The sequence below is a fragment of the Microbacterium meiriae genome (assembly GCF_032364335.1).
GTDB classification, from domain to species: domain Bacteria; phylum Actinomycetota; class Actinomycetes; order Actinomycetales; family Microbacteriaceae; genus Microbacterium; species Microbacterium meiriae.
In genome coordinates this window covers 687309-710596 of record NZ_CP133984.1, presented here as the reverse complement: position 1 = coordinate 710596, position 23288 = coordinate 687309, and the positions used below count along the sequence as shown (strand labels likewise).

Annotated in this window: 19 protein-coding genes; 8 read left to right on the top strand and 11 right to left on the bottom strand. The window is 67.1% G+C overall.

The annotated features are described in order from the left end of the window. Nucleotides 1–60: 60 nt before the first annotated feature. Both RI211_RS03315 and RI211_RS03310 read right to left on the bottom strand, forming a co-directional pair. Nucleotides 61–1083 carry an NADP-dependent oxidoreductase gene (locus RI211_RS03315; protein ID WP_315637218.1) on the bottom strand — a complete coding sequence of 341 codons (1023 nt, stop codon included), beginning with the start codon at nt 1081–1083 and terminating at the stop codon, nt 61–63. Between the two features lie 40 nt (nt 1084–1123). Next, on the bottom strand, nt 1124–1513 hold the full coding sequence (locus RI211_RS03310) for a DUF1304 domain-containing protein (protein WP_187663270.1): 390 nt from the start codon (nt 1511–1513) through the stop codon (nt 1124–1126). 98 nt (nt 1514–1611) lie between these two features. Between RI211_RS03310 and RI211_RS03305 the strand changes: the two genes are divergently transcribed. Beyond that, nucleotides 1612–2205: a TetR/AcrR family transcriptional regulator gene (locus RI211_RS03305; RefSeq protein WP_315637217.1), complete on the top strand. Its 594-nt coding sequence runs from the start codon at nt 1612–1614 to the stop codon at nt 2203–2205. 60 nt (nt 2206–2265) lie between these two features. Here RI211_RS03305 and RI211_RS03300 read toward each other — a convergent pair whose 3' ends face one another. After that, nucleotides 2266–3312 (bottom strand): NAD(P)-dependent alcohol dehydrogenase, encoded by a 1047-nt coding sequence (locus tag RI211_RS03300; RefSeq protein WP_259953491.1) that lies wholly within the window; start codon nt 3310–3312, stop codon nt 2266–2268. Nucleotides 3313–3608: 296 nt separating this feature from the next. On the opposite strand from RI211_RS03300, the gene RI211_RS03295 reads away from it, so the two are divergent. Next, nucleotides 3609–5204, top strand: a complete 1596-nt coding sequence (locus RI211_RS03295) for an endonuclease NucS domain-containing protein (RefSeq protein ID WP_315637216.1) — start codon at nt 3609–3611, stop codon at nt 5202–5204. Between the two features lie 53 nt (nt 5205–5257). On the opposite strand, the gene RI211_RS03290 is transcribed toward RI211_RS03295, so the two are convergent. Both RI211_RS03290 and RI211_RS03285 read right to left on the bottom strand, forming a co-directional pair. Further along, on the bottom strand, nt 5258–5671 hold the full coding sequence (locus RI211_RS03290) for a hypothetical protein (RefSeq protein WP_315637215.1): 414 nt from the start codon (nt 5669–5671) through the stop codon (nt 5258–5260). 65 nt (nt 5672–5736) lie between these two features. Then, the gene (locus tag RI211_RS03285) at nt 5737–7755 is read right to left on the bottom strand and encodes a GNAT family N-acetyltransferase (RefSeq protein ID WP_315637214.1); all 2019 of its coding nucleotides are present in this window, start codon (nt 7753–7755) and stop codon (nt 5737–5739) included. 340 nt (nt 7756–8095) lie between these two features. Between RI211_RS03285 and RI211_RS03280 the strand changes: the two genes are divergently transcribed. After that, complete coding sequence (locus tag RI211_RS03280) at nt 8096–8815, top strand: hypothetical protein (RefSeq protein ID WP_315637213.1); 720 nt, start codon at nt 8096–8098, stop codon at nt 8813–8815. Between the two features lie 201 nt (nt 8816–9016). After that, a complete protein-coding gene (locus tag RI211_RS03275) occupies nt 9017–9751 on the top strand; it encodes a DUF5677 domain-containing protein (protein ID WP_315637212.1) in 735 nt (244 codons plus the stop codon). Between the two features lie 2310 nt (nt 9752–12061). Here the strand turns inward: RI211_RS03275 and RI211_RS03270 are convergent. Continuing rightward, on the bottom strand, nt 12062–12535 hold the full coding sequence (locus RI211_RS03270) for a hypothetical protein (RefSeq protein WP_315653621.1): 474 nt from the start codon (nt 12533–12535) through the stop codon (nt 12062–12064). 734 nt (nt 12536–13269) lie between these two features. On the opposite strand from RI211_RS03270, the gene RI211_RS03265 reads away from it, so the two are divergent. The 3 genes from RI211_RS03265 to hrpB all read left to right on the top strand — a co-directional run bounded on the left by RI211_RS03265 (nt 13270) and on the right by hrpB (nt 18223). Continuing rightward, the gene (locus tag RI211_RS03265) at nt 13270–13698 is read left to right on the top strand and encodes a MarR family winged helix-turn-helix transcriptional regulator (RefSeq protein ID WP_315637210.1); all 429 of its coding nucleotides are present in this window, start codon (nt 13270–13272) and stop codon (nt 13696–13698) included. A gap of 171 nt (nt 13699–13869) precedes the next feature. Then, nucleotides 13870–15471 carry an SPFH domain-containing protein gene (locus RI211_RS03260; RefSeq protein ID WP_315637209.1) on the top strand — a complete coding sequence of 534 codons (1602 nt, stop codon included), beginning with the start codon at nt 13870–13872 and terminating at the stop codon, nt 15469–15471. Nucleotides 15472–15667: 196 nt separating this feature from the next. Next, nucleotides 15668–18223 (top strand): ATP-dependent helicase HrpB, encoded by a 2556-nt coding sequence (hrpB, locus tag RI211_RS03255; protein ID WP_315637208.1) that lies wholly within the window; start codon nt 15668–15670, stop codon nt 18221–18223. Between the two features lie 20 nt (nt 18224–18243). Here hrpB and RI211_RS03250 read toward each other — a convergent pair whose 3' ends face one another. The 5 genes from RI211_RS03250 to RI211_RS03230 form a co-directional block, all read right to left on the bottom strand. Then, nucleotides 18244–18978 carry an ABC transporter permease gene (locus tag RI211_RS03250; protein WP_315637207.1) on the bottom strand — a complete coding sequence of 245 codons (735 nt, stop codon included), beginning with the start codon at nt 18976–18978 and terminating at the stop codon, nt 18244–18246. Next, nucleotides 18975–19760, bottom strand: coding sequence for an ABC transporter ATP-binding protein (locus RI211_RS03245; protein ID WP_315637206.1), 786 nt, complete (start codon nt 19758–19760; stop codon nt 18975–18977). Before RI211_RS03245 ends, RI211_RS03250 begins: the two co-directional genes overlap by 4 nt. A 144-nt stretch (nt 19761–19904) precedes the next feature. Then, on the bottom strand, nt 19905–20501 hold the full coding sequence (locus RI211_RS03240) for a TetR/AcrR family transcriptional regulator (RefSeq protein ID WP_315637205.1): 597 nt from the start codon (nt 20499–20501) through the stop codon (nt 19905–19907). Between the two features lie 10 nt (nt 20502–20511). Then, complete coding sequence (locus tag RI211_RS03235; protein ID WP_315637204.1) at nt 20512–21252, bottom strand: AAA family ATPase; 741 nt, start codon at nt 21250–21252, stop codon at nt 20512–20514. Between the two features lie 108 nt (nt 21253–21360). Then, on the bottom strand, nt 21361–22854 hold the full coding sequence (locus tag RI211_RS03230; RefSeq protein WP_315637203.1) for an L-serine ammonia-lyase, iron-sulfur-dependent, subunit alpha: 1494 nt from the start codon (nt 22852–22854) through the stop codon (nt 21361–21363). 136 nt (nt 22855–22990) lie between these two features. On the opposite strand from RI211_RS03230, the gene RI211_RS03225 reads away from it, so the two are divergent. Beyond that, entirely contained in the window at nt 22991–23263 is a 273-nt protein-coding gene (locus tag RI211_RS03225; RefSeq protein WP_315637202.1) for a hypothetical protein, read from the top strand. Nucleotides 23264–23288 lie beyond the last annotated feature (25 nt).

Here is a 23288-nt window from a genome sequence, read left to right as displayed (position 1 = left end):
AGAGTGAAGTTCTACGTCTCAAGCAATATATCTCAAATGCGCGGGCGGCCCGCTCCGACGTCAGGCGGAGGGTGCGACCCGCACGAGCATCTTCCCCGTGTTGGCTCCGCGCATCATGTCGAGGAACGCGTCGACCGTGTTCTCGATCCCATCGACGATGGTCTCGTCGTAGGCGATGCGGCCCTCCGCGAACCAGCGCGTCATCTTCTCGCTGAACTCCGGCGAGAGGTGCAGGTAGTTCGCGAGGGTGAATCCCTGGAGGCGGAGGCCGCGCGTGATGATGTTCGCCATGTTGTCGGGCCCGGGCACGGGCTCGGTGGTGTTGTAGCTCGTGATGGCGCCGCACAGCGCGATCCGGCCGCCGTCGTTCATCACGTCGAGCGCGGCTTCGAGGTGGTCGCCGCCGACGTTGTCGAAGAACACGTCCACGCCCTCGGGCGCGAGGGCGGCGAGCTGCTCGCGCACCGGGCCGTCCTTGTAGTTGAACGCCGCGTCGTAGCCGTACTTCTCGGTCAGCAGGGCGACCTTCTCGGCCGATCCTGCCGAGCCGATGACACGGCCGGCGCCGAGGAGCTTCGCGATCTGACCGACAGCCGTGCCGACGGCGCCGGCGGCCCCGGAGACGAACACCGTGTCGCCCGGGGCGAGTCCGGCGATCGCGGTGAGCCCGACGTACGCGGTGAGGCCGGTCATGCCGAGGATGTGCAGGCGCAGCGACAGCGGCATGCCGGGCACCTCGGGCACGGCCCGGAATGTCGACGCGTCCGCCTGCACGACATCGCTCCAGCCGTGCTGGTGCAGCACAACGGTGCCGACGGGGAGGTCGTCCGCCGCAGAGGCGACGACCCGGCCGATGGCGCCACCCGCGATGACTTCGTCGAGGGCGTAGGGGGCGACGTAGCTGCGGACGTCGTTCATCCGCCCGCGCATATAGGGGTCGACGGAGACGAACTCGTTCGCCACGCGCACCTCCCCCGGCGCCGGATCGCTCAGCTCCACCTCGACGGTGCGGAAGTCGTCGTGGGTCGGCCACCCCTCGGGGCGGCGGGCGAGCTGGATCTGCGTGCTGATGGCGTGGGACATTTCTCTCCTTCGTGAGGATCTAGGGGTGCTGCGGCCGGACTCAGACGAGGAGGCCGATGGCGAGCGCGATGACGCCGAGCGCCGGGATGACGCCCTGCTTCAGGGCGGCGGACGCCTTGTCGGGGCTCGACAGCAGCAGCACGAGGCTCGCGGCGACCATCGATCCGGCGCCGGTGAAGACGAGAGTCGCGCCGACGGCCGTCGCTCCCGTGGCGAAGAGGACGATGCCGAGGAGGACGGCGACCGCGAGGAACAGGTTGTAGAAGCCCTGGTTGAACGCGAGCTCCTTTTGTCGCGCGGCCTCCTCCGCCGTGCCCGTGCCGAACGTGCGGCGAGCGCGCGCGCTCGTCCAGGCGAACGACTCGAGCCAGAAGATGTAGACGTGCACGAGTGCCGCGATGCCTGCGAGCACGAGTCCGGCGATGACCATGACAGTCCCCCTTCGACGCGGCGAGGCCGCGCATTCTGTATCGGTCGTTCCAATATATACTGGATCGAGCGATTCACAAAAGAGCAGGAGCAGGGTGGATGGGGCGCACACAGACCTTCGACACCGCGGAAGCGGTCCGCGCGGCACGCGGCGTGTTCTGGGAGCGCGGCTTCGAGAGCGCTCCCTTGCCGGAGCTCGAGCGCGCGACCGGCCTCAGTCGTTCCAGCATCTATCACGCCTTCGGTTCCAAGCGCGGACTCTTCGACGCCGCCGTCGAGAGCTATCTGGACGAGGTGATCCGCCCGCGCCTCGCCCCGTTGACGGGTGAGACCGTGGCGCCGGAGGCTCTGGAGACCTACCTCGGCGGACTGCGTACGGCGCTGCTGACCGCGGGGAGCCTCCCGGCGACGAGCGGCTGCCTGCTGGTCAACACCGCCGCCGCCCCCATCGGCACCGACGACGCGGTCGCCCGGGTCGTGGCGTCCTATCGCGCGGAGCTCCGAGAGGCGTTCGCCCGCGGCGTCCGGGCCGCCCTCCCCGAGCTCGCGGGAACCGAAGTCGCGACCCTGGCGGACGCCTCTACGGGACTGGTGGTCTCCGCATTCGCCCTCGTCCGCGTGGCCCCCGACGCCGCGGCGAGTGCGATCGATGCGGCGCTCGCACTCCTCGCCGACCGGCGACGCCGGCACTGAGGCGCAACCAGAAGAAGAACGCCCGGGAGGTCAGTCCTCCCGGGCGCTCCCGTGCCGGCGTCAGGGGACGATGACGGCGCGTCCGCGGATACTGTTCGACGCGAGGTCCTCGTACGCCTTCGGGCCGTCGTCGAGCGTGTAGCTCTCGGTCTGGACGTGGATCTTCCCGGCGCGGGCGAGGTCCAGCACCTCGATCAGTTCGGCGCGTGAGCCCCAGTAGGGAATGCGCACGGCGGCGTCGTAGGCGATCGAGCCGAACCCGAGCGTCATGCTCCCACCACCGATGCCCACGATCGTGATGTCGGCTTCGAGCGCGGCCACGCTCTGGGCCAGGGCGATCGTCGGGTTCGCGCCCACGAAGTCGAACACCGCGTTCGCGCCGAGACCGCCGGTGAGCTCGCGGATCTTCTCGGCGGCCGATGCATCGCTGATCAGCACGTGATCGGCGCCCACCTCGGTGGCGAGCTTCAGCTTCTCGTCGTTCACGTCGAGGGCGATGACCGTGGCCCCCGAGATGGCCTTGAGGATCTGGATGCCGACGTGGCCGAGACCGCCGGTGCCGATCACGACGGCGAACGTGCCGGCGCCGAGCTTCGGAAGCGAGTTCTTGATCGCGTGGTACGGGGTGAGGCCCGCGTCGGTCAGCGAGACGTTCTGCACGGGGTCGAGGTCACCGAGCGGCACGAGGTGGCGCGCGTCGTCGACGATCATGTACTCGGCCATCGAGCCCTGGCTGCCCAGTCCCGGAGGACGGATGCCCTCGGCGGCGGCGTTCGTGCAGTAGTTCTCCTTGCCCATCGAACAGTTGTGGCAGCGGCCACAGCCCCACGGACCATAGACGGCCACGGCATCCCCGACCTTGAGCGTCGAGTCGACGCCCTCGCCGATCTCGTGCACGATGCCGGCGCCTTCGTGCCCGAGCGTCAGCGGCAGCGGGTAACCCTGCTCGTGGTAGTCCTTCTCGGGGAGCCCCATGACGTAGTCGTCGGAGTGGCAGACACCACCCGCGGTGATCTTGAGCAGGACCTGGCCGGGGCCGGGCTTCGGAATCGGGATGTCGACCACCACCGGGGGCTTGCCGATCTCGACGTAGCGGAGAGCTTTCATGAGCATCTTCTTCCTGGCGTCGAGAGGTCTGCCGCGCGGTGCGGAGGCGGGGGCTCTCGATACCGTCCCTTCCAGTATCCGCCCGATCTCACAAATCTTGACAGTTCGTGAGACAGCGAAATTGCGCGATTCGGCAGTTCTCATCACCAACGCCGGCTCTGCGCTTTCTCACGAAACTATAAGTGATGACACGACGCGCTTCGCAGTACCTATTGCGCGTCTTGACGCTTTCCGAGGCCGAACTACCGGCAACAAGCACGATGCGCGCCCCACCGCCAGTTCAGTAGTGTTCGAACGTGACTGCTCCCGAAAACGACATCCGCGATCAGCTTGCGACTCGACTCTCACTGATTGAGCCGGGGTTGCAGCACATCGCGAACAACTACCACCTTCGCAACCCGCTCGGGGCCGACGGGTTCGTGGACATTCTGGCCCGCGACTCGACGGGCTCGTTTGTCGTCATTGAGCTGAAGAAGGCAAGTTCAACGTCTCGACAGGCCATGCACGAGGTCGGCAAGTACGTCGATCTACTGAGTCGCGACAAAGGGCTCCCGCCGGAGATGATCAGGGCGATCGTCGTATCGACCGACTGGCACGAGCTCCTCATTCCGTTCAGCTACTACGTCCATCAAAGCGACTTCGACCTCAGCGGGTTTCAGCTCGATCTTGCAGCGGACGGCCTTACGCCGACGGGTGCACACGAGGTGAAGCCGCTAAAGACTGCGACGCCTCGGAGCCTGACTGCGTCTCAGCGACGAATCGACGAGGCCGGAAAGACGGAACTCGCGGCATCATGGGATGCCGTGAAATCTCGTCTCCGCGAATTGCAAATCAGTGACTTCGTCGGACTGCACCTCTCGATGGACGAGAACCATATGGTCGTCCTCGCACTCGGCACTATCCTCTCGGACGACCCGCTCGCACCCATGAGTGAAGTCCTGCGTCGGGAACTGGACTTCGACGATGAAGACCTCGACGAGATGACCACCGAAGAGATCGTTCTGCTCGGCATGGAGTATGAAGGTCACCCGTTGAACGTCTGCTACCCCGAGAAGGTTGGTGCTCTGATAACGGGCCACGGTTGGCATGTCGATCAGGTGGAGCGGTCCGGTGTCTTCGAAGATCTCGATCTCTTCCCAGAAGCCGATGTTCTCCACGCATGTCAGGGGTGGGCTGGCGGGCTCTCGGCCTACCACTTCAACGGGAGGGCACGGACATCGAATACAGCTCAATGGGCGGCGTTTCGCGGGGCAATTTCGAAGGTGATCGCAGATTCACCGGGATGGGTGGCGCCGGCCAGGATGTGGCTGGATAGCCTTCAAGAGAGCGCTCCTAGGTGGGACATCAGCGTCAATGTCTACGACAATCATGACCTACTCCAGTCACTACTACATGGGCACCGCGACCGTCGGTGGATCGAGTTGGTGCCCCATTTCGTGCTCGCTGTAGAGGCGCCAAACAATATGGGTTTCGGGCTGTGGGGCTACTTGAGGTGGGACGGCGCGAAGGTACGCCTCGTAGACGGTCTCCGCGCAGCATTCGCGAACATCGGAGAATGGGGCGATCTTCGAGCCTTCGATGACCAGGCCGAGGCTAACGTCCGCCTCCTCGAGGCTTGGCATCTCAGCTACGAAATCTCAGAGAAACGCGGTAATCAGCCGCTACCACTGGTCCTGTCCGAACGGCACGGCGAGCTTGTAAAGTGCACGGTCGAGAAGGATGACATGCGAACCGACATGATGATGACGATGGTGATGGCGGACTTCCTCGACGCGCACGAGGATCAACTTGATGAGCTCGTTGCCTACCTGCGTCGCCACGTCGCGGTCGATTCCGCGACAGCAACGCAGATGCACTTCTTTGATCCGCGTACCGATTCAGCTTGGTACTGAAACTTCGAGTTTCGTGACTCCGCCGCCCTTTGGCAGCCGGCGGGTCAGCGGGATCATACGAGGGCAGCTACGTTGCGAATGATCAGAGTGTCTAGCACGGGTTCGAGTGACTGGGTGGAACCGAGATCAGTGAGGAGCTCGAGTTGCCGGCGGGAGAGGTACCGGAAACTCTGGGCGGGTTCCAGGTGCAGAATCCGTCGCAAGTGGGTCAGGGGAACGGGCTGCGCCCAGCGGTGCGGACGGTCCAGCTTCAACACGGAACACTCCGATGCCCCATGGAGGTAGTCGGTGAGCTGTTCGCGGGTGAGTTCCATCACTGTGGAGTAGTCTCGCCAGATCTGCGCAGGGGTGCTGCGGACCAAGCCGGCTGATCTCATCGTTCCGAGAACAGCTTTGTCGGGCGTCGATGAGTAGATGACGACGGTGGTGTCGGCCGGCACATCAGGGAATCGTCTGCGGATCTCCACGGTCTTCGTTCCTCCGAGCAGGGCTCGGGCGAAACGGGGACGGACGGAGAGCATTAGGGAACGGCTCATGCGGTGCGCGGTCCTTCGGGCTGACGGCGTAGAACCTCATCGAAGAACTCCGGGTCGACGGATCTCATGCTCTGCACCTCGCCCTTCACGTAAGTCCGGAAAACATCGTCGCTCCGCGAGATGGACACGGGGAGACGTTCAGTGTCCTGGAAGCGTATGACATTCACCGTCCCGTCTTTCCCGGCTGCGGCCTCGATGTCGGACCGTCGTAGGACTCCGAGGAGCGCGAAACGCGTCACGGCGTCCTGCACGGGTAAGCGGGTCGCGTCGATCATCACCGACCGTGCGACGACTCGACTCACGCTGACTCCTTTGTCGCTGCTGGAGTACCACAACACCCGGGCCGGTAGTTCTCGGGGCCTCATCTTCGATCCGGAGAAGTAGACCAGTTCCCGGGAGAGGCCGAGCCCGCGTCGACGAACGGAGAACAATCCGTCGTCGACTCCCAACAGCAGGGACGCCCATTTGGGTTGGATGGGAATGAGATAGGTAGGCAGGGACGCGCCCGTGACGACCAGCGGCCACCGGGTCCTCTCCATGAATGAGACGTCTGCGGCTGTGGCCAGTCCGAGCTCGTCCCGCCCCAATGTCGCGGGGCCGAGGGTCGCGGTACGTGGGGACATTGCTGTGAACCCGTCGGCTTCCAAGGCCGCGTCGATGGTCGGGGAGATGGCACGGTCGGTGACCTCAACCCGGGAGAGTCCTCTCTCCCACGCCATTCGGCGAAAGTGGCGGACGAGTTGGAAGGCGACCGTTGCACCTCGTGCGCCGCGGATCGCTCTGAGCAGTGGCAACTTCAGAGTGGTCTCCTCGACGGCGACCGCTGCCAATGCCCAGAGCCGCCCGTCGCCATCGGTGAGCTTCTGGACCGCGATTTCGTGGGGGCGGGCGAGGAGCTCCCGGATGGTGCGGTGGAAGTCGGCCGGACGAGGTTCGCTCGTAAACACACGAAACGATGCTTCTAGCCCCGGATCGACCGATCCTACTGGCGCCCATTCCAAGTCGCCGTCGTCGATGAGACGCGAGCGGAAGTCAGACATGAACGACTGAGGTGTAAGCGCACCGACAAGTTCGTGCGGCCGCACGACACGCATTCCCCGCAACAGTGGTTCCCACGCTGCGGCCGCCAGGTGCACGTTGCTGTCGTTGGTGACGAAGTAGTCGGCGCCGGCGTTCACGGCGTCGGCGACATGCAGAACGTCTGAGCGGAGACTGGCGTCTTTGCCTACGAGGTCCGGCCCGGTCGCCGTGAGCAGAGCGTCTTCGAGCTGCCTGTCAATGGGTCGTCGCGTGCTCACCCGTGTGAGGTGAGACGTCTCGGCGCGCATGTGTTGGCGTTCAGCCGGGTCCACGATGCGGCTGAGCTCGTTGTCCACTTCCCCCGACACCGCGAAGGTCACGAGGGGTTGCAACCAGTCCGCGTGCAATGCCGACGACTCCTCTCGCTGGTCACGACGCACGTCGGGGGGACAGAACAGATCTCCGATCACGTTTGTGTCCAAAATGGCCACGGGCACGCCGGATCCGAGCGCGGCCGTTTCGAGCAAGTCGAGACCGCTGTCGAGGTTGACCCGTTTGACCCAGTTGGTAAGGGTCGACCCATTGAGTGCGCGGCCGGGCTTCTCTGATGTGGCGTGCATACCCAGCGCCCGCCAAAACCCGTCCATCTGATAGTCGATTCGGCACGCGGCAGTCACGAAAGACCGCCCAGGGTTTCGCTGGACGGCCGCGTCGACAAGGGTTCTCGCCCACCCTGCACCTCGCACCTCTCTGCTCACGCAGAGGTGCACCAGCTTGAGGAGGTTGTACCGCGGTATGTCGTACAGGGCGTACGCGACAACCTGCCCTCCCTGGCACGCGATCAGGAGACCACCGTGGCGCGCTCGATCTCGGAAGCCCTCGTCCGGCATCGGACCCAGCGTTGCCCGATTCGCTTTGTGCAAAGTGAGCACGCCACTAAGCAAGTGTTCCGCGGTGGGATGCTCGGGGTCCCATACGACGATGTCACGATTCACCGCTGGTCTCCTCCATTAGCCGAGCCGCTATTTGCCGTGCACGATCGCTTCCTTCGGCGCGCTCCCGAGATCGATGGCGACGCGGCCATCATGGCAGTTCTCACTAGCGCTGCCCGGGAGCGGCACGGCATTTACGTGACGGAGGCGACGCGCTGTGTCCCAGTTCGCCTTGCGCTCACGCCCCTGGGAGCCGTTAGCAAGCGGGCGCTCGCCCGGCGATTGGCGCGCGCAGACCACACCAGCTACAGACCAGACGGCGAAAGTGAGGGATATTCAGAACACATCCCAGAGGTTGGCGATGGTTTGCTCTCGTGATCACCGCTGCTCGGTACCATTCAATGTGGCGTCCCTTTTCGATGTAATCCGTACCCTCCTAGAAGCCGTAGGAGATGTTGTCGGCGCGCTGACGCCCCTGCTTGGGGTTGCGGGCATCATCGTCGGCGCGACCGTCACCGGCATCGTTACTAGGCGCAACGACGTACGTCGGACCGTCACTGACATACGCCGTGAGGTCTACTTCGAAACCATGGACGTTGCGGTCTCCCTGTACGACGAGCTGCGTCGGATCGGATTGCACGGCCCCCGCGGCGGGGCCGACCAGCGCGCAGATCAAGAAGCGGCAGACGCTATCAACGAGGTCATCAAGCTGATGTCAACGCTCGTCCGTGTGGAGGCGCGCGTAGCCACTGTGGGTTCCCCGGCTGTAGTGGAAGCTGCATACGCATTCAGGCGGGCAACCACTGAGTACATGGGGGCGATTTCCTCGCAGGAGATGTTCCGCGTCGGAGTGGCCACCCTGCACTTTGGGCATTACGCCGCCTCACTCGACCGACTTTCGCGGGCGATCCGAGTCGATCTCGCTCTAACGCCACTAACCTCAACGTTGCCGGTAACACGGGATGCCGTCGAACGCGCCGCGCGGCTGCCCTCACCTGGCTGGTGGCCGGATCCCACGATGCGCTTCGATTTGCGATGGTGGAACGGTGCCTTCTGGGACGACGCGGTCGTCACCGGCGGACAGCGGTATACGGACAACGAGACGACGCGGACAGCCATTTGAATCGAGCGTTTCCACAGTAGAGCGATATGAGCATCCACATCCTCCTCAGTGCGGCACGTCTGCAGGCGCGTCCACGACCGGGCGCAGCCGACTTCCATCGCTTCTGGACGAGTGCTGTCCTGAGAGCATATGCCGACAACGGATCAGTCTAGGCTCGCGACTATGCGAGATAGCGCTGCGTTCCCCGACGGTAGACAAGTCATGCTTGAGCTCCTGGAGATTTGGGACGACCATCGTGTTGATGACGTGCGTGTGGAGCACACCGTGGATTCCGTTCGGAATGCGACACTAGTTCACGGTCTCACGGCGCACGGGGCGGATCTGGGCCGAGCCGTTCTCAAACTCGTCGAGGCGGAGATGATCGTGCAGGCCTATCCCCTTGTGCGCCTGATGCTCGAAGACTCGATCCTTGTTCTATGGCTTGAATCCGAACCCGGATCTTGGCGTGAACTCATCCACAAAGCGTCCACGGATCTTGAGGGGCTCATCGACGAGATCACGCGAAATGGTGGTCTGACGCCCGGCTTCAAGAAGCTAAGCGAAGCGGCAGCAGCCACGCGCACACAACTTGCGGACTCCAAGGGTCCTCGTCTGACGGTCAGGCGACAGATGCACGAGCTGCGCGGTGCAGGGGCGTCGCTGTACACCCATTACAGGGTTCTGTCTCAATACGCGCATGCGGGTAAGCCCGTCGCGGATCTCTACTCCGAGGTGGACGCGAGCGTGCCGGGCGGGATCCGAAGCTCCTCTACTCTCCTTCTGACCCTCACGTCCGAGGAGATTTCTGCCGTCGTCGGTCATGGTGCCGCCGCGTTCTTGCAATCGCTTCTCGCATGGGATCGTTGCACCATCGAGCAGCCGAATCGCACACGGCTTTTGAGGATCGCCGAACGCCTCGGCGTCCAGAGCGACCGTGCTGGACGCGCAGGCTCTTGAGAATCGCGGTCGCCTGCGCGGCGGACGCGCTCACCTGGGATATCTCCGCGCACCCATCGGAAGCAGAATGGCGCGTCGCCTAAATCGGCGGTGCGCATCGCCGTCAAGAATCGGCCGCTGCACCGGATTGCGCGCCTTCGTATCGGAGGGTATCGGCACGGCTCGCGGGCAAGTAACAGGAGGGAATCCTCGAGCGCCAGCAGCAGTCATCCCAACCGTTCGGCCTGATCCGTAGTGGTACTCAGACTTTGCCGAAGCGCCAGCCCGCGCTGGACGGCGCGGCACCAAACTGCCCGAGACGTACGCCGCCTCTCGAGATTTCGCTCAGCTTTCGCGGACCGGACAGGACACGTCCGATGTCACGAGAGTTTCCACGGACTGAGACATGACTTCCACGGAGTTCCGCGGAAGTCATGTCACGATCACGCTCTAAGCAAGCGAGACAGCTGCGCTGCTCGGCGAGTATCTTCGCGCCGAGATCAACCGCCACAACGCTAGTAACACCGGGCGGAGCGTTCTCAGTGAGGATGGTGCCGCCTGGTGGTCGCAGTGAGCGACGCGGATCAGCTGTGCAACGATCCGTTGAGCTCTTCGCTCTCAGCCGCGCGGTGGACGTGGTGAGTGATGCGCGACAATCGTGCGCCCCAGATCTGGCCTTGAGTACGTCGCTGCTCTACACGTCCGCCGAAACACTACGAACGGGACATCGAGACCTCCGGCCGAGGGACGAGCCTGCCTTCCTCTGCGCTGCCTTCAGGTTTCTAGGGCCCAAGCTCGAAGCGACTGACCGAGCGAGAACACAGGGCCTAAGCACCGGCCCCGAGAGTCTCGCCAAGCTACCGTTTAAGCATGCTATTTTCTCATTGCCTCTTCGAGGGAACTGCGTAGATCGATAAGGTCATTCTCGGCCTTCTGGAGGATATCCATAGCCGATTCGACGCAGTAGTTCAGATCACTGGGCATCCCTCGCACCACCAGGCAAAGGTCGCCCTTTTGGATGTCATGCTTCTCTTTACCGGTGCGGTGGCGCGAGCAGATGCGCTTTCCGAGTGCCGTTTCCAGTGATACGTGACCTAGCACTGCTCTTATCTGCGGCATGAGGGGCTCCTTATGGCCTACCGTCTAGCATCTGAGTCGCGGCCGGAGTTGCGGGCCGCCTGCCGCTGAATCTACATCAGCCCGTCCGCGTGCGTGAGAAGATCCTCGCTACAGCTATGCGCCGCTGAGGAACAAGAGCGCGATGGTCAGTGGCTCGCAAGCCGACGTCTGATGGATGCCGATCATCGAGACGTCGATCCAGTAGAGAGCCCTGCACTGCCCTTGCGTTCCCGCTAGGGGACGCTCAGATTTCATCAAGTGGTGCGATCCCTGTGACTCGGCGGGTAACTGCTGAGCGGGGTCGACTTCTTCACAGATTTGGCGAAATCTGCTCGCATTTTCCAGCAGTATTTGGGCCTCCGAACGCTGGGCCCACTGTGGTTCCGCCTAGCACCCCACCCGGGCCAGGTGCGCGACACTCGCTCCGGGGATTAATGCGCTCCAGCTCGACGCGACGGAGACATTCACTCAGCGTCCAGCCGGAACCTTCGCGGAGCTCACGCATTAGAGCGCCGAATGGTCGCCGCCATCCTCAATCGCACGGTCCGGCCAGTCCTCGAGGAATCGTGGGCCATTCCCCGACCAGTTCGCACCTTAGTCGCTCGGTACAATCGCGGGTCTCGTCGGTCTTCTGCGTTCAGTAACCGGAAGAATGTCGATCGACTCGGCAGCTTGACCGAATCCCCGTAGAGCCGCTCGACGCGCCGCGTGAGCTGCTCGATCGCCGTCGTTTGGCTCACGGTCGACGAGCGGCTCTTCTCAGCCAGGACGATATTCATCACTCCGATGAGGCACGGATCCCACTGGCTCTTCCGCCGTGCACGCTTTCCAGCCGTGGTCGTTCCCTGCTCTCGAAAGACTTCGAGCCGACGGTCAACGGCGCGTGTGGAGACGGACTCCCCAAGCGAGCTTCCAGCCACTGACGCTCTGTTTCAATGGCCCTCCCAACCCCGACTTCGCTGCGGGAGGCCCCAACGCGGATAGACGCCTGCAGCCAGGGACCGATCCTCGGCTCGATATCCTCCGCCTGCGGAGACAGATGGAGGAGCCCTGATGTGTCCGAAGCCATCGGCGCTGCCTCACGTCCAAGTTTGTCCACGGCAACCTCAATTTCGGAGCCATCGTCGTCTCGGAGTGCCGAAGAATTTTTCTCGATGAACAGAACCGTGTACTTGCGTCGACGCCACATGAACGCCCCGACCGCAGCGCGCATCACGCGCTCCTTTCCCACACGATGGTTGTACTGCTGAGCGGTTGCTCAAGATCTGCCTCGAGCGCGCCAACCCAAAGGAGCGCGTGACAGTGCGCGCACCCCTTGGATCCGAAGCCGAAAAGGCTGGCGACCGCGCCTAGCGGCAAGCCACCCTCGGACAATTTCGGAGAGTCCTCGCTGATCGCACTATCTCGAAACGGCGGGAGGAATCGCAGGTTCGCCCCTTGGATCGGCGATTCGGCGTCATAGACGATGTTCCACCATCCGCGCTCAGCAGCGAACAGGGCAGTCATGTCGAATTGCGCTCTGACGTCGTCATCGAGCTGACGCGCAGGCTTGACGTCCATCAGTACGGCCTGCCGGCCGTGGCGACGAACGAAGTAGTCCGGATAGTTCTCACATAGGCCCCCGGCCGTGGCCCACCGAATCCACACCGGCTGGCCTGCGACGACGACGACGGGCGTGCGGTCCAACTCGATGATGCAGCCCTGTCTGTCAGCGACTCAAAGCCGATTGAGACGCCGAGCGCACCCATCCAGTGATTCCCGTCATGGTGCCGCTTCAAGCGCCAACCGGGCAAACTGCGGACCGGAGCACCTCTTTCGAAGGCGACGTCGTTGCAATCGACTGCGTCGACTTCCCGTTGAATGCCGTCGAGTCGATACTCCACGCGCGTTCGTTTCGCAGCCGAGCCGGAAGACATCGACGGATGCGTCCTATTCGGCAGTCAGCCACTCTCCTAGTGAGCGGTTCTGGCCTATGCCCTATGCCCTATGCCCTGAGCCCTATGCCCTGAGCCCTGAGCCCTGAGCCCTGAGCCCTGAGCCCTGAGCCCTGAGCCCTGACAAAGATCGCCCGACAGGGGATCGACCCACGGGCAGAGTATGTCCAGCGCCCAACGGGTCTCGTCTACACGCCGCGCAACCGATACCTCTCATGAGACTCTGACGCCTGAGTGAGACGCTCCGACAGCTTTCATGAGACTCCGAACACTGTTCGTGTCATCGAACCGTCGCTTCCAGCATCCGCCCGATTCATCGTGATGAAACCGTTGCATTCGTTACCTCGCCGTTATACAGTGATCGCACGGTGAATGTTTGCTGTGGCATCCACCGCATGTGATTGCAGGACACTCTTGGTGCAAGGGACAAGGGCCGGTCGGGAGCCTCTCCGACCGGCCCTTTACTGCGCCCGGTACTCTGTGAGGATGACCGATCGGAAGCTCGCGCTGGAGGCCTGGGAAAGCCTGTTCCGCGCGCAGCACGAACTGTTCACCGAGATGGCGGCGGACTTCGACACCGGCGACATCACGCAGGCCGAGTACGACGTGCTGCTCACCGTCACGCGCTCGCCGGAGATGACCTCGCGGCTGCGCGACATCACCGCCAACATGCTCATCAGCCAGCCGAGCGTCTCCCGCCTCGTCGATCGGATGGTGACGCGGGGACTGGTCGCGAAGTGCGCGGACCCGGACGACGGACGCGGGGCGCTGATCCGCGCCACGGACGAAGGCGCGCGGGCCTTCCGCGCCCTCGCCACGGTGCACGGCCGGTCGATCGCCGACCGGATGTCACGGCTCGACGACGAGGAGCTGCGCCTGCTGCGCGACCTCGCGGAGAAACTCCGCACCCGCTGACCGCTTCCCTCCTCCACAGTCGCCGCGGTCGGTGGCGTCTCCGCCGACGACGGGATCATGACGGCCGCGACGGTGGCGGGCGTCGCTTTTCTGGCAGGGTGGGTTGCGCACGCCCACATCGACCGTGGGCATATCGGACCGCCCCCTCGGGGGGAACCAGGGAGGTCATCCATGGAGATCGCCGGAATCATCGGCATCCTCACCATCGTCGGGATCGCGGTCGTCGCCGCGATCGTCGTCCTGCTCATCCTGCTGCTGTTCGCACGCAGCTGGATCAAGGTCGCTCGTGCCGACGAAGCGCTCGTCATCTCCGGACGCAAGCAGAAGGTGCAGCGTGCCGTCATCGGCGCCGACGGCACCAGCAGCTCGGAGATGACGGAATCGCCCGTCACGGTCATCGTGAACGGGAAGTCGCTCGTCAACCCGATCACCCAGCGCCACGAGATCATCTCCCTCCGCTCACGGCAGGTGTCGCTCAACGCCGAGGCGCAGTCGCTCGACAACGTGACCCTCAACGTCGACGGCGTCGCGATCGTGAAGATCGGCTCCGACCCGCTGCTGGTGCGCCGGGCCGCCGAGCGCTTCGCCTCCCAGGACAAGGCCATCGAGCAGTTCACCACCGAGCAGCTCGAGGGCGCTCTGCGCGGCATCGTCGCGACGCTCTCGGTTGTGGAGCTCATGCGGGAGCGCAAGAAGTTCTCCGACCAGATCGCCGCCGACGTCTCCCAGGAGCTCGCCGAGCAGGGCCTCATCCTCGACTCCTTCCAGATCAAGGGCATCACCGACAAGGTCGGCTACATCCAGTCCCTCGGTGCGCCGGAGATCCAGGCGAAGCGTCAGGCCGCGGAGATCTCGCAGACCAACGCCGACCGCGCGATCAACCAGAAGAACATCGCCAACCAGGAGGCGAACCTCGTCGAGCAGACCGCTCTCGACACCAACACCGCCAACGCCAACGCCGGCATCGGCCGGGCCCGCGCCGAGGCGGAGCAGGCCGAGCAGCTCGCCCGCGCCCAGGCCGAGCAGGCCGTGCTGCAGCAGCAGGCCGAGAACAAGCAGGCGCAGCTCGACGCCGACGTCAAGCGCGTCGCGGACGCCCAGCGGTACGAGGCGGAGACCCGCGCGCAGGCCGAGCTCTACACGCGTGAGCGGGCGGCCGAGGCGGCGGCGATCGAGCAGGTCAAGCAGGCCGAGGCGCGCACCCGCATCGCCGAGCAGCAGGCGCAGGCCGACAAGGCGCGCGCCGACGGTGAGGCTGCCGCCGCGATCGCGAAGGCGACCGGTGACGCGGATGCTCTGCGCGCCCAGGCGGAGGCCGAAGCCGAGGCCCGTCGCCTCCGCGCCAACGCCGAGGCCGAGGCGATCCGCGCCGAGGGTGAGGCCCGTGCAGCCGCTGTCGAGGCCGAGGCCAAGGCCATCGCCTCCAACCAGGATGCCTTCCTCTCGCAGCGCGTGCTGGAAGTGCTGCCGTCGATCATGTCGGAGTTCGCGAAGGGCTACGCCGCCATCGGCAGCGTCTCGATCGTCGGCGGGTCCGCCGAGGACGGCGCGTCGAACGTCGTGGGCGCCGACAGCGCGAAGGCCATGCGCTCGGTGTTCGACAGCGTGCACTCCGCGACAGGCCTCGACCTGGCCGGAATCATCCAGGGGCAGGCCGTCGGTCGCGGCTTCGGAGCCGGAGTCGCCGAAGCCTCCGCACCGGCCCCCGCGCCGCGCACGCCCGCACCGACCACCCCGCCGCCCCCCGCTCATCCGGCTCCCGAGGCGGAGTAAGCAGCACAGGACAGCGGATGCCGCGACCGACTCGGTCGCGGCATCCGCTGTCTGTCGTCGGGCACCGCCTCTGCCGGTTCACAACTCAGGAGATCGGCAGGCGCGGACGCGGCGATCCCTCCCTGTGCTCCGAATCCCCCGGATCTCCTGAGTTGTGAACGTCTCCGGGCGTCGATCGACCGGGCAGACTGGACGGGTGACCCGGGCTGCCTTCGACCTCGCCGCCATCGGTGCCGGCCTGTCGTTCGCCGGCGCCCTCGACGAGCTCTCCGCAGCCCTCGACGCGAGCGGATCCGTGGTGGTGACCGCGCCGCCGGGCACGGGCAAGACCACCCTCGTACCGCCGCTCCTCGCCTCACGAACCACCGACCGCGTGATCGTCACCCAACCCCGCCGGGTCGCCGCGCGTGCCGCCGCCCGCCGACTCGCACACCTCGACGGCTCCCCGCTCGGATCCCGGGTGGGCTTCACCGTCCGCGGCGAGCGCACTGCAGGGCCGGAGACGAGGGTCGAGTTCGTCACGGCCGGGGTTCTCCTGCGACGGATGCTCGACGACCCCGGACTCGACGGCGTGAGTGCGGTCATCATCGACGAGGTGCACGAGCGTGCCCTCGAGACCGACCTCCTCGTCGGCCTGCTCTCGGAGGTGCGGGAGCTGCGGGATGACCTCGTCGTCGTCGCGATGTCCGCCACCCTCGACGCTGCCCGGCTCGCCGCCGTCATCGGCACCGCCGAGTCCCCCGCACCGATCGTCGACCATGACGTCCCGGCCTTCCCCCTCACCGAGCGCTGGGCTCCGAGTCCCACGCCCCGCCTCGACGAACGGGGAGTCACCCGCGGCTTCCTCGACCACATCGCGAGTGTCTCCGCCTCCGCCGCCACCGAGCTGGTCCGCGAAGACCCCGAAGCCGACGTGCTCGTGTTCGCCCCGGGCGCTCGCGAGGTGTCGGAGATCGCCCGACGCGTCCGCACTCTGAACGGCGCCTTCGACGTGCGGGAGCTGCACGGCCAGATCCCGCCGGCCGAACAGGATGCCGTGATCCGCGGTCGTGCACCGGGGGGCGTGCCCCGCATCATCGTCGCCACCTCGCTCGCCGAGTCGTCGATCACGGTGCCGGGTGTGCGGATGGTCGTGGACAGCTGTCTGTCCCGGCAGCCGCAGCGCGACGCCGCCCGCGGCATGACGGGTCTGGTCACCACCGCCGCCTCCCGTTCCTCGTGCGTGCAGCGTGCCGGACGCGCGACGCGTCAGGGCCCCGGCATCGTCGTCCGGTGTGTGGACGAGCGCGCCTACGCGGCGGCTCCCGCGCGTCCGTCCCCGGAGATCGCCACGGCCGACCTCACCGACGCCGCCCTCCTCCTCGCGTGCTGGGGTGCCCCGGGCGGAGCAGGCCTGCGGTTGATCGAACCGCTGCGAGCCGACAGCCTCGCCGACGCCGTCGCGGTGCTTCGCGGTCTCGGAGCGATCGACGACGACGGGCGCGCCACGGCCGAGGGCCGCGTGCTGGCCCGCATCCCGACCGACCCCCGGCTGGCCAGGGCACTGCGGGACGGCAGCCCCGTGGTGGGGAGCCGGCTCGCCGCCGAGGTCGTCGCGCTTCTGGGCGGTGATCAGCGCGTCCCGGATGCCGACGTCGCCCACGCTCTTGTCGCGTTGCGGGGCGGCGGGACTGCGGAGGCCCGTCGCTGGCGCGAGGACGCGCGTCGTCTGGAACGCCTCGCCGATCCGACGCCGGACACCCGCGCGGGTCTCGACGGCGTCGGTCTCGTGATCGCGCTGGCCTTCCCCGAACGTGTCGCCCACCGCGTCGAGCACACGGGATCGGGAGCCACGTTCCTGCTGGCCTCCGGCACGCGGGCCGGAGTGAGCGGTTCCCTCGCGTCCTCGGAGTGGCTCGCCGTGGCCGATGTCGTCCGCGCCTCGTCCCGGGCGGCCGCCGGTTCCGGTGCGGTCATCCGTTCCGCGGCGGCCCTTACCGAGGAGCAGGCGGAGCACGCTGCGGGCCCCCTGATGAGCGACCGCGTGGAGGCCGAGTTCGTCGGAGGTCGTGTGCAGGCCCGCCGCGAGCGCCGGATCGGTGCGATCCTGCGCTCATCGGTGCCGGTGCGAGCGGCGGCATCGGAAGGGCGGGATGCCGTGGCCCGGGCGGTCCGACGCGATGGCCTCGGTATGGTCACCTGGTCCGACGGGGCGGAAGCCCTCCGCCGCAGACTCGCGCTGCTGCGACGTGAGCTCGGAGAGCCATGGCCCGATGTGTCGGACGCGGGGTTGGTCGACGCCCTCGATGCCTGGATGGCACCGGAGCTCGACGCGCTGGCATCCGGCACCCCCGCGAGTCGGCTGGATCTGTCCTCGGCGCTGCGCCGTCTGCTGCCCTGGCCCGAGGCCGTGCACCTCGATGCCCTCGTCCCGGAGCGGCTCGAAGTGCCCAGCGGCTCCCGCGTCCGCATCACCTACCCGGAACCCGACGGGGATCCGACCGCACGCCCCGTCGTCGCGGTGAAGCTGCAGGAGTGCTTCGGGTGGGCGGCGACTCCCCGGCTGGTGGACGGCCGTGTTCCCGTCCTCTTCCATCTGCTGTCGCCCGCAGGCCGCCCGCTCGCCGTCACCGACGACCTCGCCTCTTTCTGGTCCGGTCCCTACGGGCAGGTGCGCGCCGAGATGCGCGGCCGCTACCCCCGGCACCCCTGGCCCGAGGACCCCTGGGCCGCGGCGCCGACGAAGCACACCAAGAACCGCGCCGCACGCTGAGCCGAGGCCAGGGCTCCGGATCAGCGCGTGCGCCGCCGCAGGGTGAGGGCGGCGAGCACCAGCGCGCCGACGGCGAAGGCCACGACGATGAGCAGCGGACCGAACACGTCCCACCCCTCGTCCCCCGCCGCGACGGCGTTGATCGTGTCGATCGCGTAGCTGAGCGGCAGCCAGTCGGAGATGGCGTACAGCACGTCGGGCATCTGGTCGCGCGGCATGAACAGCCCGCCGAGGATGATCTGCGGGAACACCAGCAACGGCATGAACTGCACGGCCTGGAACTCGGTCTGGGCGAACGCGCTCGCCAGCAGGCCGAGAGCTGTGCCGAGCAGCGCGTCGACCACCGCGACGAGGCCCAGCTGCCACAGCGGTCCGTCGACGTCGAGCCCGCACACCCCGACGGCGAACGACACCGTGATCACTGCCTGCAGCACGGCCATCAGCCCGAACGCGAGCGCGTATCCGAGGATGAAGTCGGCCTTCTCGAGCGGCGTGGTCATCAGCCGTTCGAGCGTGCCGGAACGGCGTTCGCGCAAGGTGGTGATCGACGTGATGAGGAACATCACGATGAACGGGAACAGCGCCAGGATGGCACCCCCGAACTGATCGAACACACCGTCCTGCTCGCTGAACAGCCAGGCGAAGAGACCGACGAGCAGGCTCGGGGCGATGAGCATCAGGGCGATCGAACGCGGGTCGTGTCGGAGCTGCGTGAGCACACGGCCCGCGGTCGCGAACAGCCGGCGGCCGTTCATCTTCCCTCCTCCTCATGGCGTTGCTGCGCTTCTCGGCGTGCGCGCCGGGAGGACGCGGCGCCGGCGGCCCTGTCGCGTTCGATCAGCGCCAGGAACGCGGCCTCGGCGTCGGTCGTGTCGGTGTCGGCGAGCAGGGACGACGGCGTGGTGTCGGCGATGATCCTCCCCTCCCGCATCAGCAGCAGCCGGTCGCAGCGCACCGCCTCGTCCATCACGTGACTGGACACGATGAGCGTGACGCCCCGGTCGGCCAGCCGGCGGAACAGGGTCCAGAGTTCCGCCCGCAACACGGGGTCGAGTCCGACGGTCGGCTCGTCCAGCACGATCAGTTCCGGCGAGCCGATCAGAGCCACCGCGAGCGACACCCGCGTCGCCTGGCCGCCGCTCAGCGCATCGACGAGCTGCGTGGCCTGTGCGCCGAGGCCGACCTCCTGGATGACCCGGTCGACATCGCCCTTCGGCGCCTTCAGGAGCGACGCGAAGTACGAGAGGTTCTGCCGCACGCTGAGGTCGCCGTAGACCGAGGCGCCCTGCGTACCGTAGGCCACGCGGTGCCGGAGCCGACGCGTACCGCCCGGCTCACCCAGCACGGTCACGTCGCCGGAGGCGATCCGCTGCACACCGACGATCGACCGCATGAGCGTGGTCTTGCCGCACCCCGAGGGGCCGAGGAGACCCGTGATCTGCCCGCGGGGGACGGCGAGGTCGATGCCGTCGAACACGGATACGGCCCCACGCCGCACGTGGAGCTGCGTGATCTCGACCGCCGCGTTATTCATCATGCGATGAATTATGCGCCTCGCCTCGTCGGGCGTCAACGGCTCGGTGGGCACAGCTGCGGAGCGCCGGATCGACACGCCGTCGCCGGCCCGTGCCGTCCGGCGCGGCGGCCGAGATCTCCGCAGCCGTGCCCGGGGACGCGGGCGTCAGTCGAAGAGGTAGCGCTGGACGGTGGGGCCGACGCGGCGGACGAGCTCGTCGACGGAGGCTCCGGCGAGCGCGGGGAGCTGCAGCACGTAGCGACCGATGAGCATGCCGGCGATCTGCGAGGCGACGAGGGCGGCGCGGAGGTCAGCGTCCTCCACGTCGAGGCGTCGTGCCACGCGGGAGAGCAGTTCGCGGGAGAGGAAGCCGGCGAGCAGGGGGGTCGTCAGCCTGCTCCCGATCGCCGTGCGCAGGAGCAGTACCCCGCGGCGGCGCACGTCGGGCTTCTCGAACGCGTCGAGCACGTAGCGGACGAGCCGGGCCCCCGCTTCGTCCTTCGGCCCCGCGAGGATCTCCGGGACGTCGAGGTCGGGGCGCAACGGGATCCCGGCGGCCTCTGCGAACAGGTCGGCCTTGGTGCCGAAGTAGTGGTGGACGAGCGCGGAGTCGACGCCGGCGCGGGCAGCGATCGACCGCACCGTGGCGCCGTCGTACCCCTGCGCGCCGAACTCGTCGACGGCCGCGGACACGATGCGCTCGCGGGAGTCGGTGCCGCCGCGCGGGCGCCCGCGTCGTCTCGGCGCCCTCTGCTCGGTCATGCCCGTCAGCCTACGGCTCCGCGGAGCCTCGCTCGTCGAGCAGATGCCGGAGATACCGCTGCGGCTGCCCGAGGAACGAGCGCCAGTGGTTCACGATCTCGAGGTCCTCCCAGGCGGCAGGGCGGAGCCCCCACTCCCCGACCTCCAGGATGGTGGCACCCGGGAGCGCCGCGAGCACCGGGGAGTGCGTGGCGCACAGCACCTGGCCACCCTCGTCGGCGATGCGCTGCAGCACGGCGATCAGCGTGAGAGTCGAATGGAACGACAGGGCGGCCTCCGGCTCGTCCAGGCAGTAGAACCCCGGATCATCGAAGCGGCTGTCGAGCAGGGCGAGGAACGACTCCCCGTGGCTCATCTCGTGGAAGGGCACGTCGCCGCGCAGGGAGGGGTTGTCCTCGAGATACGTGTAGAACGAGTGCATCGTCTCGGCCCGCAGGAAGAACCCCCAGCGGTGCGCGCCGACGCCCCGTTGGAGGCGCAGCCAGTCCGACAGCGGCGACTCGGTCGGACGCGTCCGGTGCTGCGCCTGCCGGGATCCGCCTTCCGGGGAGAGACCGTACGCGATCGCGATGCCCTCGACGAGGGTGGACTTCCCGCTGCCGTTCTCGCCGACGAGGAAGGTCACTCCCGGTCCCAGATCCAGTCCCTCGCGCAGCACCTGGGCGACCGCGGGGATGTTCGTCGGCCACGTCCCGTCCGCGGTCGGCGCCTCGTCGTTCGCCCGCACCGCGACGACCGGCTGCTGCCGCATATGCCTCTCCCTTCCCTCCTCCGTCGACCCACCCCTCTGTGTGCCTGCCACCCCTCTTCATGCGCACGCAACGGGCCGGGGCGCACGAGAGGGGGTGGGTCGGCGAGGTCAGCACTCGATGACGTTCACCGCCAGACCGCCCTCGCTGGTCTCCTTGTACTTGGTCGACATGTCGAGACCGGTCTGGCGCATCGTCTCGACGACGGCATCCAGCGAGACATAGTGGCTCCCGTCGCCGCGGAGCGCGAGACGTGCGGCGGTGACCGCGGTGGAGGCGGCGATCGCGTTGCGCTCGATGCACGGGATCTGCACGAGTCCGCCGATCGGGTCGCATGTGAGGCCGAGGTGATGCTCCATCGCGATCTCCGCGGCGTTCTCGATCTGCCGGTTCGTGCCGCCCATCACCGCGGTGAGCCCACCCGCGGCCATCGCGCACGCGGAGCCGACCTCGGCCTGACACCCGCCTTCGGCGCCGGAGATCGAGGCGTTGGCCTTGAACAGCGACCCGAGGGCGGTGGCCGTCAGCAGGAACCGGCGGATGCCCCGGCGACGATTGGCCTCCGCGATCTCCGCGTCCTCCCCGTCGAGTGCGGGAGCGGGCGGCGGGGCCCCGTCGAACCCGAGCAGCGCGCTGCCGACGAGCTCCCCGTACGGCGTCACCGCGTTCCCGGCGCCGAGCCCCGAGTCGGCGAGGAAGCGCCACCAGTACATCGCCACCGCGGGGAGAATGCCCGCCGCGCCGTTGGTCGGGGCTGTCACGACGCGCCCGCCCGCCGCGTTCTCCTCGTTCACGGCCAGCGCGAACGCGCCGAGCCACTCGCCGGGCAGCTCTCGGTGCCCCTCGGCTTCGACCGCCTCGAGCTGTGCGCGGATCGTGCCGGCGCGGCGCTTCACCTGCAGCATGCCCGGAAGCACCCCGTCGGCGTGGAGCCCCGCGTCCACGCAGCCCGACATCGCATCCCAGATCGCGTCGAGGCCGGCGGCGACCTCCTCCTCGCTCCGCAGCGCCGTCTCGTTGCGGCGGGCGACCTCCGCGATGGACAGTCCGAGCTCGTCGCACAGGGCGAGCAGCGAGGCGGCATCGGCATACGGGTGCGGGAAGGCGCCGGTGGAGAGCTGCGCTTCCTCCCCCTCGCGCCGGATGAACCCGCCGCCGATCGAGTAGTACGTCTGCTCGAACAGGATGGTTCCGTCCCGGTCACGGGCGATGAGCGTCATGGCGTTCGGATGACCGGGGAGGCGGGTCCGCGGCGCGAACACGATGTCGTCCTTCTTGAACGGCACCGCGTGGGCGCCGTCGATCCGCAGCGGCTCGCCCTCGGGGTAGGCGGACCAGGCCGCGCGCACCGCCGCCGGGTCACAGGCCTCGGGTGCGAGACCGCGCAGCCCCGCGACCACCGCGTCCGGGGTGCCATGGCCGATGCCGGTGGCGCCGAGCGAGCCGTACAGCGTGCATTCGACCCGGGCGATGCGGTCGAGCTCGCCGGAGCCGGAGAGCCGGCGCGCGAAGTCGAGTGCCGCCCGCATCGGTCCGACGGTGTGCGAGCTGGACGGGCCGACGCCGATGGAGAAGAGGTCGAAGGCCGAGACGTACGCAGTCACCCCTCCAGGCTACGCCGACTTCGCGGATCCGGTTCACCGCGATTAACCGCGTGGCCGACGGGTCGGCGTCAAGGCCCTTCAGCTCGTGTCGAGGCAGAGGCAGGCTGAGAGCACGACATCGCAGAAAGGGACGATCATGACCGACAGCACTCCCGAACAGACCGCGAACGACGAGCTCTCGCCCGAGGCGCAGACCCCCACGCCGACCCCCGCGTCCGACACCTCGGAGGGCGAGGCGACGACGCCGGAGCAGGCGAACTCCCCGGAGGACGCGGACCCGGCCGAGGTCCCGAGCACCGAGGAGCTGGAGGAGCCCAGCACCGAGAAGTCCCCCGGCGAGGAGCCGAAGGCCCCGAAGCGCGACGACCCGGAACCGGATCACGAGGCCGTCGGCCTCGGCGTCGACTGACCCCTCCGCGAGACCCCGGACTACC

What these genes read in the sequence shown, in the direction of transcription:
- RI211_RS03260 (WP_315637209.1), top strand. Translation starts at nt 13,870, where the DNA reads ATGGAGATCGCCGGAATCATCGGCATCCTCACCATCGTCGGGATCGCG.
- RI211_RS03235 (WP_315637204.1), bottom strand. Translation starts at nt 21,252, where the DNA reads ATGCGGCAGCAGCCGGTCGTCGCGGTGCGGGCGAACGACGAGGCGCCG.
- RI211_RS03310 (WP_187663270.1), bottom strand. Translation starts at nt 1,513, where the DNA reads ATGGTCATCGCCGGACTCGTGCTCGCAGGCATCGCGGCACTCGTGCAC.
- RI211_RS03265 (WP_315637210.1), top strand. Translation starts at nt 13,270, where the DNA reads ATGACCGATCGGAAGCTCGCGCTGGAGGCCTGGGAAAGCCTGTTCCGC.
- RI211_RS03240 (WP_315637205.1), bottom strand. Translation starts at nt 20,501, where the DNA reads ATGACCGAGCAGAGGGCGCCGAGACGACGCGGGCGCCCGCGCGGCGGC.
- RI211_RS03275 (WP_315637212.1), top strand. Translation starts at nt 9,017, where the DNA reads ATGCTTGAGCTCCTGGAGATTTGGGACGACCATCGTGTTGATGACGTG.
- RI211_RS03250 (WP_315637207.1), bottom strand. Translation starts at nt 18,978, where the DNA reads ATGAACGGCCGCCGGCTGTTCGCGACCGCGGGCCGTGTGCTCACGCAG.
- RI211_RS03245 (WP_315637206.1), bottom strand. Translation starts at nt 19,760, where the DNA reads ATGATGAATAACGCGGCGGTCGAGATCACGCAGCTCCACGTGCGGCGT.
- RI211_RS03315 (WP_315637218.1), bottom strand. Translation starts at nt 1,083, where the DNA reads ATGTCCCACGCCATCAGCACGCAGATCCAGCTCGCCCGCCGCCCCGAG.
- RI211_RS03300 (WP_259953491.1), bottom strand. Translation starts at nt 3,312, where the DNA reads ATGAAAGCTCTCCGCTACGTCGAGATCGGCAAGCCCCCGGTGGTGGTC.
- RI211_RS03305 (WP_315637217.1), top strand. Translation starts at nt 1,612, where the DNA reads ATGGGGCGCACACAGACCTTCGACACCGCGGAAGCGGTCCGCGCGGCA.
- RI211_RS03225 (WP_315637202.1), top strand. Translation starts at nt 22,991, where the DNA reads ATGACCGACAGCACTCCCGAACAGACCGCGAACGACGAGCTCTCGCCC.